Source organism: Sinomonas sp. R1AF57 (genome assembly GCF_002224485.1).
Lineage (GTDB): Bacteria > Actinomycetota > Actinomycetes > Actinomycetales > Micrococcaceae > Sinomonas > Sinomonas flava.
In genome coordinates, this window is the sequence record NZ_CP022463.1 from 2,262,001 (window position 1) to 2,276,181 (window position 14,181).

Genomic DNA, 14,181 nt, shown 5'->3' on the forward strand with positions numbered 1-14,181 from the left:
CAGATTTTAAGGGTGTTCCTCGTCTCCGGTAAGACCCCAGCCAGCATCCGTCGGGTCGTCGCCGTCGGGCCTTGGGCCTCCCGGGACGCGAGATGCCCCAAAGGCAGCACCAGCGAGGAAGGCCTTGGCCTCCGCCAGGCGCGGATAGCCCTCGAGGCGGCGCCAGAAGGCGGGTCCGTGGCCGGAGACGAGAAGATGCGCGAGCTCGTGGAGGATCACGTAGTCCACAACCCACGACGGCATCCCCTGGAGCTCATGCGAGAGCCGGATGGTCCGCTCGCTCGGTGTGCAGGAGCCCCACCGGCGGCGCTGGTTTGTTACCCACCGGATGGACACCGGCCGCGCCTGTCCGCCGAGGTAGGCCTCCGCGAGCGCGAGGGCGCGGTCCATCAGGGCCGCGTCCGTCGCAGGCCCACGGCGCCGGGCGGTGTCCTGCTGGAGCCGCGCCACCATGCGCTCAACCCAGTCGGCCTCCTGCGCGCGCGAGAACCCCGCGGGGATGGCGACCACAGCCTTGTCCCCCTCCCAGAACGCCGACACCGTCTTCCGGCGGCGCGCCGAACGCCGTACCTCGACGCGCGGTGCCTCACGCGTCACGGAGCAGCTCCAGGACGGCGTCGCCGTAGCGCTCGAGCTTGGCCTTGCCCACCCCGGCCACCTGGGACAGTTCGGCAAGGCTCGACGGCTTGGCCTCGGCTATCGCCGTGAGCGTGGCGTCGGTGAAGATGACGAACGCCGGGACGTCGGCCTCCCGCGCCTGCTCGAGCCGCCAGCTTCGCAGTGCCTCGAAAGTGGCTTCCTCGTAGCTGGGCGGGCAGTTCGAGCAGCGCCCCATCTTGCGTTCGGCGCCGGTGGACAGGATGGCACCGCAGACGCGGCACGTTGTGGGTCCCTTGAGCTCGCGGCGGCCCTTCCGCGGCGCCCCGCCGGAGTGCGATGCCACCGCTCCCCCGGGACGGAGCCCGTCCAGGAACCGTGACGGGCGGCGGTGGGCCCGTCCGCCCGGGGTTCGGGACAGGGACCAGGAGAGGTGCAGGAATTCCCTCGCCCGGGTGATTCCCACATAGAGCAGGCGCCGTTCCTCGTCCACGGTCACGGGCGAATCCGCGAACGAGATGGGCACGAGCCCCTCGCTCAGGCCCACGAGGAACACGGCGTCCCATTCGAGGCCCTTGGCCGAATGCAGGGACGCAAGCGTGACGCCTTGGACGGCCGGCGCGTGCTGGGCGGTGGAGCGCTCCTGGAGCTCGGCGACGAACTCTGACAGCCCGAACCCCTCCCCGCGCGACTGGGCGAGCTCGTCGGCGAGGTGCACGAGCGCCGCGAGCGACTCCCACCTCTCCCGGGTCGCCCCGCCGCCCGTGGGGGCCTGCTCCGAGTAGCCCAGCGAGGACAGCACGTCACGCACCCGCTGGCCCACCGGCACGCCGTCGTCCGCGGCCGCGCGCGCCGCACCGCGCAGCTGGAGGAGGCTGTCGCGGACCTCGCGCCGGTTGAAGAAGCGCTCGCCGCCGCGCAGCTGGTAGCCGATCCCGGCGGACGAGAGCGCCTGCTCGAACGCCTCGGACTGGCCGTTGGTGCGGAAGAGCACCGCAATGTCCTTCGGCTCCGTCCCCGCCGCGACGAGCTCGGAGATGCGGCGGGCGACGGCGGCTGCCTCCGCTTCGTCGTCCGTGCACTCGGCGAACTCGGGTTCCGGCCCCTTCGGGCGCTGCGCCACGAGCGTGAGCGGCTGCGCCCACCGCGCGTCGGCCGCTGGCCCGGCAGGGCGGCGGGAGGCCAGCAGCTGGTTCGCGAGCTGCACGACCTGCGGGCTCGAGCGGTAGTCGCGGACCAGGCGGATGATCGCAGCGTCGGGGTGCCGCTTGCCGAACTCGAGCAGGTGGGCGCTCGTGGCGCCGGTGAACGAGTAGATCGTCTGGCTCGCGTCGCCCACGACGCACAGCTCTTCCCGCCCGCCGAGCCACAGCTCGAGGAGCCGCTGCTGGAGGGGCGAGACGTCCTGGTACTCGTCGACCACGAAGTGCCGGTACTGCTCCCTGACTGTCGCAGCCACCTTGGGGTCCTCCTGGAGGATGCCGACCGTGATCAGCAGGACGTCCTCGAAGTCGATGAGGTTACGGTCGACCTTGACGTCCTCGTACGCCTCGAACAGCCTGGCGACCGTGGCGGGCTGGAGGCCGCCGGGCTCTCCGCGGCCAGCGGCGCCCTCGAGGTAGGTGGACGGGGTCAGCATGGACACCTTGGCCCATTCGATCTCAGAGGCGAGATCTCGGATGGCTGCCCGGTCCACCGTGAGCCGGAGCCGGCGCGCCGATTCGGCGATGGCCTGCGCCTTCTGCTCGAGCAGGCCCGGGAGGGCTCCGCCGACAGCCTGGGGCCAGAAGTACTGGAGCTGGCGCAGCGCCGCCGCGTGGAAGGTGCGGGCCTGCACGCCCCCCGCCCCGAGGTCCCGCAGGCGGGAGCGCATCTCTGCGGCGGCTCGCGCGGTGAAGGTCACCGCGAGGAGCCGCTGCGGCGAGTAGACGCCCGAGTGGACACCGTAGGCGATGCGGTGCGTGATGGCGCGCGTCTTGCCCGTGCCCGCACCTGCCAGGACACAGACCGGACCGTGGAGGGTCGTCGCCACGGCGCGCTGCTCCTCGTCGAGGCCGCCGAGCAGGCGCGCCTCCAGGCTGTCCGGCGCGAGGCCGGGAGCCGCTTCGCTCACTTGCCCTCCCGCGCGGGCTCCGCGATGGGCCCTCCGAACCAGTGCTCGATGAGGGCACGTGAGATCGAGAGCCGGCTCGGGAGAGCGATCTCCCCGGACAGGTTGGCGGACTGCAGTTCCTCACGCGTGAACCAGCGCGCCCTCAGGACCTCCTCCCCGTCGGCCTGGGCCGTTCTGTCCTCGGTGCGCGCTGTGAAGCCGAGCATGAGCGAGGCCGGGAACGGCCAGGGCTGGGACCCGAGGTACTGGCAGTCCGAGACCCGCACCCCGACCTCCTCGCCGACCTCGCGGGCCACCGCCTGCTCGAGGGACTCCCCGGGCTCGACGAAGCCCGCAAGGGTCGAGAACATGTTCGATCGCATGCGGGCGCCAGTCCCGAGGAGCAGACGGCCGTCCGGGCCCACGACGGTCACGATGATCGCAGGGTCGGTCCGCGGGAAGTGCTCGGAGCCGTCGTCGGGGCACTGACGCACCCATCCGCTCTGCACGACGGCGGTCGGGGCACCGCAGCGGGGACAGCGCGGGTGCGTCTCGTGCCAGTTGGCGACCGCGGTCGCCTCCAGCAGGATCGCGGCCTCGGTCAGGTCGAGACCGGGGCCCGACTCCCGGAATCCGGCCCAGTGGGTGTCTTCCGGCAGAAGGGCCGCGCCCTCCCCCGCCGGTTCCGACATGACCGCTGCGACGGGCTCGACCGGTTCGGGCAGGACGACGAGGACCACGTCGGCACCCGGAGCCGCCCACGGCGTCGTGCGTTCCGAGGGGAGCCGGCCCAGGTAGACCACGAGGCCGCTGAGCCACTCCGCCGGGAGGTCGCGCGCGGGGAGGAACGTGAGGCGGTCGCCGCTGTGCGCGGCACGGCGCTGGGAGAAGAGGACGGCGACCGTGCCGGGGAGGCGGAGGACCGAGGACAGGAAGGAGTCGTCGGCCCGTTCGGCGGAACGGCGGTCCAGCACGGCGTCCTGCACCCTCAGGAGCCGTTCGGAGAGGTGCCCCGCGACCGGGCCCCCGCCGTCGAACGCCGCGAGCGCGGCGCGGGAGGGCACGGGGGACACGGACGACTCGAGAGGGGCGGAACTCATGGACTCTACGGTACTGACCCGGTCCGACAGCCGCACATCCTCGCCGCCGCTGTGGACAGTCGCCCGCACCTCACCTCGATGTCTCGTCAGACTCCGCTCGGCGTGGATCCGTGATCCGTCCGGGCCGTCGGGCTAGCGTGGATAGCGTGAAGCGCACACCGTTCGAGCTGGCCGCCATCGCCACCGCCGCCGTCCCGGGCCTGCGGCCGACCGCTGTCGCCGCCTCCCCCGACGACGCGACGGACTTCGATGCCGCCGTGCTCGAGACTGCAGACGGCCGCAAGTGGCGGATCCGCTGCCCGCGCGGAACCGAGGCGAGCGCGCGGCTCGAGACCGAGCTGACGGTGCTCAGGGCGTTCGAACCGTCCGTTCGTGCCGAGCTTCCGTTCCAGATGCCGGCCGTCGCCGGGACGGTGCGCCTCGGCGACCTCACCACCTGCGTCTACACGAACCTCACAGGCACGGTCCGCGAGCTCGACGATCTCGCAGCAGGCAGCACCGCGCTCGCGCAGGAGATCGGCGCCACTCTCGCCGCGATTCACGGGCTCCCGCAGGAGATCGTCGACGACGCCGACCTCCCGGCCTACTCCGCCAACGGATTCCGGCAGCGTCGCCTCAACGAACTCGATCAGGCGGCGACGACCGGCAAGATCCCGCCCATCCTGCTGAAGCGCTGGGAGCAGGCGATGGAGGATGTCACCCTCTGGCGTTTCCACCCGACTGTTGTGCACGGGGACCTGCACGAGGACAACCTCCTCATCGAGGACGACAAGGTGACGGCCGTGACGGGCTGGACCGACCTTCGCATCGGAGACCCCGCCGACGACATGGCCTGGCTCGTGGGATCCAATGAGCAGGGATTCATCGATGCTGTGCTCGCCGCCTACCATGCGGCCCGCAAGGAGCCCGTCGACCCCCAGCTGGCCCGCCGCGCGGCGCTGGCGGCCGAGTTCGCCCTCGCGCAGTACCTCGTCAAGGCGCTCGCCCTGCACGACGGGGACGCTGCCCGCGATGCAGAGCAGATGCTCGGGCAGCTCGCCGAGGACATCGAGGCGGACGACAGCGAGGCGGACCGCAACCCGGCGGCGCGGCGTGCCGAGGACGACGCCGACGACGAGGGCGACGGGAACGGTTCCGGTGGTTCCGACGACGCCGGAGCCGGCGTCGTCGCCGGGTCCCGTGAACCTGAGGCCCTGACGGACGCGGTCCCCATCGTCCCCGCCTCGGAGAACGCTGGCCGCTGACGGGGCTCCCGGACGCCGGCCCGGTGCGCACCTCGGCTGATCAGGGCGCGTGATGCGGCCGCGGCTCTGCCCGGTCAGTCGAACGCGGCCGCCACGATGGCCTCGAGCTCTGCCTCTCCCGCAAGCCGGTCAGGCCTGACCACGGTGCCGTCCGCGAGGTAGCAGAACGCTGCACGGATCCTCTCGACCGGCGCACCGGTGAGGCGCGACCACGCGAGCCGGTACACCGCAAGCTGGACCGACCGTGCCTTCGCATCCGCGCCCTTCGGTGCGCGCCCCGTCTTCCAGTCCACGAGGTCCCAGCCGCCGTCCGCGTCCCGGAAGACCGCATCGATGCGCCCACGCACGACGACGGGCCCCACCCTCGTCTCAATGGGCACCTCGACATGCGCGGGACGCCGGTGCGCCCACTCCGAGCGCTTGAACTCGGCCACCAGGGCCGAGAGCTCGTAGGCCTCGTCCACATGCTCGTCCGAGCTGTCGAGCCCGTCGAGATCCAGCATGGCGCTCGTGCCGAAGAACTCCTCGACCCAGGCATGGAAGGCGGTACCCCGCCGGGCGGCCATGCCGGGGCGCCGCGGGATGGGGCGGCGCAGCTGGCGCACGACGGACGCCGGGTCCTCTCCCAGCGCCATCAGCGTCGAGGCCGAGACATGCTGAGGGAGGCGGACCGAGGAGATGTCGCGGCTCCGGGCCCGTTCGGCGAGAAGGAGCTGGGCCTCCCTCGCCCAGAGTCCGGCACGCCCAGCCGATGCCTGCCCGTCCGGTCCCGGCCCGGGACTCGCGTCGTGCAGCTTCGCCAGGACGGTGGCCGCAGCGGCTTCGACGGCGGCGCGACGTCCCGGGGCGAGGCTCCGCCGGGCACCGGTCGCGGCGTCGACCGGACCTTCCAGCGGGTCGTACGGCCACGGGGACCGTTCGGCATCGGCCCGAAGCGGGTTCTCCTCGGGGAGCTCTTCATCCTCGGCCCACGTGAGGATTTCGAAGCCCTCAGGCTCGGCTATCCCGCGGAGCTCCTCGAGGAACGGGGACGCCGCCATCGGCTTCGAGCGCGTGCTGGTCCACCCGAAGGCGGTGGCCATCAGGAGGGACCGCGCCCGTGTGAAAGCGACGTATGCGAGGCGCCTGTCCTCGCGCTCTGAATGCTCGGTGGCATCCTCGGCGAGCAGCTTCTCCGCCTCCACCCAGCCCTTCTTGTCGGGGTGGTCGAGATCCATCTGCGGAAGGTCGTTGCGGTCTCCCCGCAGGGGCCAGGGCAGCGCCGCCTGCCCCGAGGTCCACCGGTCGTTCCCGCCCGAGGGGAACATGCCTTGATTGAGCCCCGCGACAACCACGGCATCCCATTCGAGTCCCTTGGATGCGTGGACCGTGAGGAGCTGGATCGCCCCGGGTGTCGGCTCGGAGGGTGCCATGTCGAGGCCGGACTCCTCCTGGGCCGCTGCCTCGAGCCATGCGAGGAACGCGAGCAGGTCCGCCCTCTGGGCTTGGGCGAGAAAGGACGCCGCAGCCTCGGCAAAGGCGTCGAGGTTCCTCCTCGCGGCATGGATGGAGACGCCCGGGCGCGCTGCGAGCTCGATGTCGAGCAGGAGCGTGCGTTCGACGTGCGAGATGACGGTTCCCAGATCGTCGCCGGCGAGGGTGCGCAGGGAGCGGAGCTCGTCCCGCAGGCGGCCCAACCGTGACAGTCCCTCGTCGCTGAGGGAACGTCCCGCGCCCGAGGTCCACCCCGGCCGCGGAAGGCGGTCGACTGCCTCGACGAGGCTGGCCGCCTCGGCGAGGTCGCCTTCCACGAGGGTCTCCTCGGCCGTCCCGGGCGCGTCCAGGTCCTCGTCGCGTGGCCGTGCCGCTGCCCGCCGCATCGAGGCGAGGTGCCGCGACCAGTCAGCCAGCGCCATGAGGTCTGCCGGACCGATCCGCCAGCGGGCTCCGGCCATGAGCCGCATGAGCGCGTCGGAGCGGCCCGGGTCGGCGATGACACGCAGTGTGGAGACGATGTCTACGACTTCGGGGGTGTCGAGCAGCCCCCCGAGGCCTACGACCTCGAACGGCAGGCCCCGGCGCTCGAATTCCCGCCGGATCGCTGCGAACTGCGAACGCTTACGGCACAGCACGGCCATGGTGGGGCCCTCGGCGCTCGCACCGGCCCGTTTCCCCGGCCGCCCGCTGAACCAGTCGCGGCGGAACGCGGCCAGCTGGTCCGCCACGGCCTCCGCTTCCTCGCGCTCGTCGGCGAATCTCCCCAGCAGGACGCGGCCTTCACCCGCGCCGGGACGCGGTTCGAGCCGGCGCACGTCAACGAGGGCGCTGCGGGGTGAGTAGGCGGGCGGCGCCCCGAGGGGACCGGAGACGGCGTTCGCCGTCGCGAGGACCCGGACGCTGTTGCGCCACGCAGTCGTGAGGTGGCTGGTCCATGCCGGCGCCCAGCCGGCCTCAGCCGTCGACCGCGGGAAGAGGTGCGGGAACCCCTCGAGCTGGCCCGCGGAGGCGCCGCGGAAGCCGTAGATCGACTGGTTCGGGTCTCCGACGGCCGTCACCGCGTGGCCGGCACCGAACAGCTGCGAGAACAGCACGGCCTGGGCATGGGACGTGTCCTGGAACTCATCGAGGAGGACGGTGCGGTACTGGTGCCTCAAGAGCTGTCCCGCCTGGGGCACCGTGGAGGCGATGCGGGCTGCGAGCGCTACGAGGTCGCCGAAGTCGAGGGCGCCGCGTGCCGTCTTCGCCTCCGCGTACCGTGCGACCAGGCTGGCCACCAGGGCCCGCGTCCGGAAGGTGGAGAGCAGTTTCGCAGCCGCCGTGGCCGGGCCGCCGCGACCGCTCGAGAGCGCGAGACCCGCGAACTGGTCTGCAGTCGCCTCGAGCCATTCCCGGACCTCCGCGGGGTCGCGCAGGTGTTCGGCGCACTCGCCCGAGAGCTGGAGGACTGCGGAGATCAGGGTGGTCTTCGCGGGGAAGCCGTCCCAAACGGCGCCGTCGTACGACTCGACCACATGGGCGGCAAGCTGGAAGGACTGCGCGGCCCCCAGCAGGACGGCGTCGCGCTCGACACCGAGGCGCAGGCCATGGTCCTGCACGACCGTGTTGGCGAACGAGTGGTAGGTGGAGACCGTCGGCTCGAGCGCCTGCGGGTCCGCCGCTGCCGCGGCGATCCCCACGATGCCGCGGCGCGCCAGCCGTGCGAGCCGGACCAGCTGTGCCCTGATGCGCGCGGCAAGCTCGCCTGCTGCCTTCCGTGTGAACGTCACCCCGAGGATCTCCTCGGGTCGGACCCATCCGTTGGCGACGAGCCAGACGACCCGGTCCGCCATGGTCGCCGTCTTCCCCGAGCCTGCACCCGCGATGACGAGGCGGGGTTCGAGGGGGGAAGAGATGATCTCCGACTGCTGCGCCGTGGGCCGGTGCTGGCCGAGGAGGTCCGCGAGCTCCTCGGGTGTGAAGCGTGGATCGGGCAGGACACCCGGTGCCTCTCGGCCTGCGTCCTCAAGCCCGGCGGCGAGGTCGGCGCTCATTCGGTCACCTGCCTTCCCCGCACGCACAGCGGGCAGATGTCTGGCAGCCGGCACCCGCCGGAGAATCCGGCCCCCGGCTCGTGGCGGGCCTCGAATGCGGCCGCCGACATCGTCTCGGCCGCCGACTCGACGAGCCTGATCGCCCACGCGGCGTCCTCCAGCGCGGCCTGCTGCTGGATGCTGAGCTTCTTCGTCTTCTCGCCGAGCTGCACCAGCTCGGCGCCCCCTGGCGCGCCGTCCTGCCCTTCGAAGGCGCCCGCCGCCACGGCGACCTGGTAGGCGGCCAGCTGGGCGTGCTCGTCGATCTCGTCCGCGGTGGGCTTTCGCCGCCCGGTCTTGAGGTCGACGACGACGAGCCGCCCCGCGCTGTCCAGCTCGAGCCGGTCCACCTGTCCCCGCAGGACGGTGCGGGCGGCAACCTCAGCGGTGCCGTGGCCCGCCAAGGAAGCCTCGAAGTCCACCTCGACGCCCAGCAGCTCGCGGCCGTTGGCGCGCACGTATTCTGCGAGCTTCTCGACCATGCCGGCGGCGCGTTGGAAGTCGACGTGCCCTTCCCACGTGTCCGGCAGTCCGAGACTGGGCCAGCGCCGCCGGAGCTCGGCGAGGTAGTCGGCGGCGCTTCCGTCCGGGACATCCTGCGCGATTCCGTGCACGAGGGTCCCGAGGCTGCGCGCGAAGTCTGTCGCGGCCTCGCCACCGGCGGCCGACACGAACCAGTCGAGGGGGTTCTTCGTCGCGGTCTCGATGCGGGACGGGGAGACGTAGACGACGCCGTCCTCGGGAACGACAGGCCCCGTGCTGCTCAACGGTGCGAGCCCGTACCACTCGCCGGGATGGGCTCCAGGAGCCCCTGCAGCCGCGAGCTGGGACAGGAGGGCCGCCGCGTCCTCCGCATCCCCATCCCCTGTCTCGACGGCCTGCCTGAGCTCGGCGACGAGGGGCCGCAGGCCCAGGGTCCGGGGCACGTCCGTGTAGGGCCGCACGGCGTCCACGCCCTCGGGCGGCGGTGCCACGTAGTCGAGGAACGGGCTGGGAATCTCGTCCTCGTTCGACGCGCCTGTGCAGACGAGCCGTTCGGAGGCGCGGGAGACGGCGGCCGAGAAGCTGCGCAGCTCGTCGTACCGGATGTCGCTCACCCTCGCGCGTGGCCCCACGAGCAGAGCCGAGACCACGCCGAGCTCCAGGCAGTCCGTGAACAGCGTGCTGCCCAGCAGCTCACCGCGGAGCCTGGTGTTCGGCCAGACTCCGTCCTGCAGCCCGGCGACGAACACGAGCCGCCACTCGCGGCCCGCTGCGCTGGCGGGTGTCAGGAGCTCGACGGCGTCCTCCGCCTGGGCGCGGGGAGCAAGTGTGTCCATCGGCAGCTCCTGCTCGGTGAGGTAGTCGAGGAACTGTCCCGGGGATGCGCCGGGAAGCCGGTCCACGTACCGCTCTGCCGTGTGGAAGAGTGCCATGAGTGCATCCAGGTCTCGGTCGGCGCGCAGACCGAGAGGACCCCCGGCAAGGGCGAGCTCGTACCAGCGGCGCGCGAGGCCAGCCGCCTCCCACAGGGCCCACAGGACTGTCTCAGCTGTCGCTCCGGGCTCCGCGGCGGCGCTGCGCCCCCGCGCAATCACCCGGGCGATCCGACGGGCTGCGCCCGCCTCGAGCCCGAGCCCGTCGAGTGCGGCGGGCGCTTCGAGCGCCTCGACGAGGAGGGCATCGCTCGAACGGCCTCCGCCCTCGGAGAGCTCGACCTGGCGCAGGGCCTGCCGCAGCCTTCGCAGGTCCAGGGCCGAGGCGCCTCCGAGGCGGGAGGTGAGGAGTTCGACGGCGGTCTCGGGTGTGAGCTCGTGGGGTGCCAGGGCGATGCGGAACGCGGTCAGGAGGGGGCGGACGGCCGCCTCGTCCCGGACCGCCGTCTCGGCGACGGGCACCTTGACGGGGACGCCCTGCCCCGCGAGGAACCGCTGGATCTGCTCGAGCTTCGCTCCTGACCTGACGATGACTGCCATCTCGCCGTACCCGATCCCACCCAGAAGCCTCGCCTCCTGGATCCGGTGGGCGAGGTAGCGCAGCTCGTGGAGCGAGGAGTGGAGGACGTGGGCCTCCGCCGTGGACAGCCGGTCCTGCTCCGTGCCCGCTTCCCAGCCGTCCCCGGTGAGCCGTCGCGCGGCCTGCCCGCCGGGGACGGTGGAGATCCGCTGCGCCACGCTCTTCCAGGCCTCGGCGACGCCCTCGGGCAGCCGGTGCGAGGTGGTGAGCGAGAGTTCCGTCAGGGAGCCCAAGAGCCCGCGGAGACGGGGCACGAGTTCCGGGCGGGCGCCACGGAATCCCTGGACGACGACGTCCGGCGCCGCGGTTGCGAGGACATCTCGGCCCTCCCCCAGCACTGCGAGAAGTTCGAGGACCGAGGGGGTCGACTCCTGGACGTCGTCGACGCAGAGGAGCTCGAGGCGGCCGCGCTCGTCCGCCAGCAGCCCGGGGTCCTCGAGGAGGATCATCCGTGCTGCCGTGATGATGCCGGCCGGGTCGAACGCCTCCGGCATGCGCAGTTCGAGGACGTCCCGGTACTCCGTGTACAGGCGTGCGGCAGCCTCCCATTCGGGGCGCCCCGCGCGGCGGCCCAGGTCGGCGAGCTCGTCCGCCGTCGTTCCGTACTCAGTGACGCGGTCGAAGAGCTCCCGCACCTCCTGTCGGAAGCCGCGGGTGGACAGCGCCGGCCCGAAGCCGTCCGGCCACGCCGGCCCGCTCCCCGACAGGCGGTGGCCCTCGAGCAGCTCCTTGATGATGAGGTCCTGCTCGGCACCCGACAGGAGCCGCGGCGCCCGGGGCAGCCAGTCGAGTCGGCCCTCGGCGCGGGCACGGCGGATGAGGTCGAACGCGTAGGAGGACCAGGTGCGGGCCGGCGGAGCGCTCAGGCTCCGCTTGAGCCGCGCCGTGAAGGCGTCACGCAGGCGCGCGGATGCCGCCCGGGACGGCGCCAGGAGGAGCACCCGCGCAGGGTCCAGCCCGTCCCGTTCCACACGGAGCGCGGCCGCCTCCACGAGCAGCCGGCTCTTCCCCGTGCCGGGAGCGCCCCAGACGAGCACCGGGCCCGAACCGCGTGTGAGCGCCAGGACCTGCGCCTGGTCCGGCGACGGCGACCACGTGGGCCCTGTGGCCGTGTCCGCCGGGGGCAGGAGGCGAAGGGCCGGGGCGCTGTGCGAAGCGGTGGCGGTCATGGGTCCATTCCACTGTCCGGGTCCGACATTCCTCGTCCCGCCAGCCCGCGGGCGGACCGGTGCCTGTGAAGGCGCTCGTAGAGGCGGTCTGCGATCGCCTCTGCTGTGTCGAGCTCGGCATCCGTCGGCGCCCAGCGCGCCCGCTGGATGTCCACCCTCCACGTTCCCCTCGCGGGATCCCCCCGGAGAGGCGTCCCCTCCGCACGGTAGCGTTCGAGGGCGGCGGCCTCATGGTGCTCGGGCGCCTCGCCGCTCGCCCTGAGGACCCGCCACCAGCACACCGCGGCGCCGTGGTGTGACATCACCGCACCGACCTGCCGCGGTCCGCCTGCCCCGAGGAGCTCGGCGACATCCCCGTAGGCCACCACCGAGCCGGGAGGGACGAGGTCGACGACGGCCAGAACCGCCTCGACGAACTCCTCGCGCATCGTCCCAGCCTACTGCGGGCGGCGTGGGCGCCCGTGGATTGTCAGTGCCCCCGGATAGCGTGGCCGCATGAGCTGGAACACCAACGCACGAGCGGCCTTCGACCTCGAGACCACGGGCCCGAACTCCCGGGCCGCGCGCATCGTGACCGCGAGCATCGTCGTCCTGGGGCCCGACGGAGCCATCCAGGCAGAACACGAGTGGCTCGCCGACCCTGGTGTCGATATCCCTGCCGAGGCCGCACAGGTGCACGGCATCACCACCGAGAAGGCGAGGGCGGAGGGCCGTCCCGCGGCCGTCGTCGTCGCCGAGGTGGCGCAGACGCTGCAGGCCCTCTTCGACGCGGGCACGCCGGTGGTGGCCTTCAATGCCGCCTACGACTTCACGGTCATGGCCGCGGAGTGCGCGCGCCACGGGCTTCCGCAGCTCACCCGGTTCCCGGTCCTCGACCCGTACGTCATCAACAAGCAGGTTGAGAAGTTCCGGCGGGGCAAGCGCACCCTCGGAGCGCTCTGCGAACAGTACGGCGTGATCCTCGACGACGCGCACACGTCAGCGGCGGATGCCCTCGCGGCCGCCCAGCTCCTCGACGCGATGGCGTCCCGCTTCCCTGAGCTCCACAAGCCCGCCCCGCATCTGCACATGAGCCAGGTCGACTGGTCCGCCGCACAAGCAGCCGACTTCCAGGCGTACCTCCGCAAGACCAAGCCCACCGCCGTCGTCGAGGGCGACTGGCCCGTCCTCGCACCGCACGATGCCGGCGGAGGCGGTTTCTAGTGAGAGCGAAGTCACAGCGCCCCCTGACCGGCAGCGCCGGGCGATCCGGCCTGCGCAGTTCAGGACAGGGCCGCCGCACCGCTCGGCCTCACGCGCCGCTGACGACTGGAGTCGAAGGATCTTCGAGGCGCCTCCCAATGTTGCGAAATATGTTCAGCCTGTAACGCTCGGACGGTCGCCCTTCATAATGGTATGCAGCCCATGATTCCCACCGACGTGCCGATCGCACGTCGCTAGCGCGCGTCCGGCGTTCATACCAGAAAGCGAAGGCTCCATGAAGCTCAAAGCACCCAAGTGGCTTACTGCCGCCCCCCTTGCGGCCGTCCTCGCGCTGACCCTCGCCGCCTGCGGCGGGGGGTCGACGTCGTCGTCGGGCACTCCGAGCGATGCCCTCAAGGGCAGCGACCAGCAGACCCTCGACAAGTACACGACCGACTCCGTCACCGCGCTGGACAAGATCGACACGTCCAAGCTGGGACTGATCACGCCCGGCACGATCAAGGTCGGCACCCTCTCCGACGCGCCGCCGAACATCTTCATCGACAGCAGCGGCAACTTCACCGGCTACGACAACGAGCTGCTCAAGGCCATGGCCGCGAAGCTCGGCCTCAAGGTCGAGTTCGTCTCCACGAAGTTCCAGAGCCTCCTCGCGCAGGTCAAGACCAAGCAGTTCGACATGGGCTCCTCCTCGATCTCCACGACCGATGCGCGACGCGAGACTGTCGCCTTCACGAACGGCTACGACTTCGGCTACATGGCGATCGTGACCAAGGAGGGCGCGAAGGTGAAGACCTTCGACGACCTCAAGGAAGGCGTCCGCATCGGCGTCGTCCAGGGCACGGTCCAGGACGACTTCGTCACCAACACGCTCAAGCTCGAGCCGGTGCGCTTCCCGGACTACAACACCGTGTACGCCAACGTGAAGAGCGGCCAGATCGACGCCTGGGTCGCCCCGTCCCAGCAGGCGGAGGGCCAGGTCAAGGCCGGCGACGGGACCACGATCGCCCAGAAGAAGGTCAACACCCAGAACTTCACGGCCTACGCGGTCGCGAAGGACAACCAGCCCCTCACTGACGCCCTCAACTCGGCCCTCGACGCCGTGATCGCGGACGGCACGTGGTCCAAGCTCACCGCTCAGTGGTACCCGGACCGCGCAACGCTGAAGGACCAGACGCCGGAGGGCTGGAAGCCTGGAAGCAAGGCCGTCAAGGTCAGCGAAGCGAAGTAGTCGAC

The 14,181-nt window shown here is 71.7% G+C and carries 9 protein-coding genes; 3 read left to right on the forward strand and 6 right to left on the reverse strand.

The annotated features are described in order from the left end of the window. Nucleotides 1-6: 6 nt before the first annotated feature. Genes CGQ25_RS10355 through nudC form a run of 3 tightly spaced genes read right to left on the reverse strand, consistent with a single transcriptional unit; the run spans nucleotide 7 to nucleotide 3,789 of the window. On the reverse strand, nucleotides 7-597 hold the full coding sequence (locus CGQ25_RS10355) for a M48 family metallopeptidase (protein WP_208709429.1): 591 nt from the start codon (nucleotides 595-597) through the stop codon (nucleotides 7-9). Further along, nucleotides 587-2,710: an ATP-dependent DNA helicase UvrD2 gene (locus tag CGQ25_RS10360; RefSeq protein WP_208709430.1), complete on the reverse strand. Its 2,124-nt coding sequence runs from the start codon at nucleotides 2,708-2,710 to the stop codon at nucleotides 587-589. The genes CGQ25_RS10355 and CGQ25_RS10360 overlap by 11 nt, the downstream gene beginning before the upstream one ends. Further along, nucleotides 2,707-3,789 (reverse strand): NAD(+) diphosphatase, encoded by a 1,083-nt coding sequence (gene nudC, locus CGQ25_RS10365; protein WP_208709432.1) that lies wholly within the window; start codon nucleotides 3,787-3,789, stop codon nucleotides 2,707-2,709. The genes CGQ25_RS10360 and nudC overlap by 4 nt, the downstream gene beginning before the upstream one ends. 146 nt (nucleotides 3,790-3,935) lie before the next feature. Here nudC and CGQ25_RS10370 point away from each other — a divergent pair, with 146 nt between their 5' ends. Continuing rightward, the gene (locus CGQ25_RS10370) at nucleotides 3,936-5,033 is read left to right on the forward strand and encodes a phosphotransferase (RefSeq protein ID WP_208709434.1); all 1,098 of its coding nucleotides are present in this window, start codon (nucleotides 3,936-3,938) and stop codon (nucleotides 5,031-5,033) included. Nucleotides 5,034-5,107: 74 nt separating this feature from the next. On the opposite strand, the gene CGQ25_RS10375 is transcribed toward CGQ25_RS10370, so the two are convergent. Genes CGQ25_RS10375 through CGQ25_RS10385 form a run of 3 tightly spaced genes read right to left on the reverse strand, consistent with a single transcriptional unit; the run spans nucleotide 5,108 to nucleotide 12,173 of the window. Then, complete coding sequence (locus tag CGQ25_RS10375; protein WP_208709436.1) at nucleotides 5,108-8,542, reverse strand: ATP-dependent DNA helicase; 3,435 nt, start codon at nucleotides 8,540-8,542, stop codon at nucleotides 5,108-5,110. Then, nucleotides 8,539-11,745 carry an ATP-dependent DNA helicase gene (locus tag CGQ25_RS10380; RefSeq protein WP_208709438.1) on the reverse strand — a complete coding sequence of 1,069 codons (3,207 nt, stop codon included), beginning with the start codon at nucleotides 11,743-11,745 and terminating at the stop codon, nucleotides 8,539-8,541. Before CGQ25_RS10380 ends, CGQ25_RS10375 begins: the two co-directional genes overlap by 4 nt. Next, complete coding sequence (locus CGQ25_RS10385) at nucleotides 11,742-12,173, reverse strand: MGMT family protein (RefSeq protein ID WP_208709440.1); 432 nt, start codon at nucleotides 12,171-12,173, stop codon at nucleotides 11,742-11,744. Before CGQ25_RS10385 ends, CGQ25_RS10380 begins: the two co-directional genes overlap by 4 nt. A 67-nt stretch (nucleotides 12,174-12,240) precedes the next feature. On the opposite strand from CGQ25_RS10385, the gene CGQ25_RS10390 reads away from it, so the two are divergent. Continuing rightward, nucleotides 12,241-12,948 (forward strand): 3'-5' exonuclease, encoded by a 708-nt coding sequence (locus CGQ25_RS10390; RefSeq protein WP_208709442.1) that lies wholly within the window; start codon nucleotides 12,241-12,243, stop codon nucleotides 12,946-12,948. A gap of 274 nt (nucleotides 12,949-13,222) precedes the next feature. Then, entirely contained in the window at nucleotides 13,223-14,176 is a 954-nt protein-coding gene (locus tag CGQ25_RS10395) for an ABC transporter substrate-binding protein (protein ID WP_208709445.1), read from the forward strand. The last annotated feature ends 5 nt before the right edge of the window (nucleotides 14,177-14,181 follow it).

Bases quoted from the DNA above. Each gene is read 5' to 3' on its own strand.
- CGQ25_RS10385 (WP_208709440.1), bottom strand. From the start codon at position 12,173: ATGCGCGAGGAGTTCGTCGAGGCGGTTCTGGCCGTCGTCGACCTCGTC.
- CGQ25_RS10380 (WP_208709438.1), bottom strand. From the start codon at position 11,745: ATGACCGCCACCGCTTCGCACAGCGCCCCGGCCCTTCGCCTCCTGCCC.
- nudC (WP_208709432.1), bottom strand. From the start codon at position 3,789: ATGAGTTCCGCCCCTCTCGAGTCGTCCGTGTCCCCCGTGCCCTCCCGC.
- CGQ25_RS10395 (WP_208709445.1), top strand. From the start codon at position 13,223: ATGAAGCTCAAAGCACCCAAGTGGCTTACTGCCGCCCCCCTTGCGGCC.
- CGQ25_RS10390 (WP_208709442.1), top strand. From the start codon at position 12,241: ATGAGCTGGAACACCAACGCACGAGCGGCCTTCGACCTCGAGACCACG.
- CGQ25_RS10375 (WP_208709436.1), bottom strand. From the start codon at position 8,542: ATGAGCGCCGACCTCGCCGCCGGGCTTGAGGACGCAGGCCGAGAGGCA.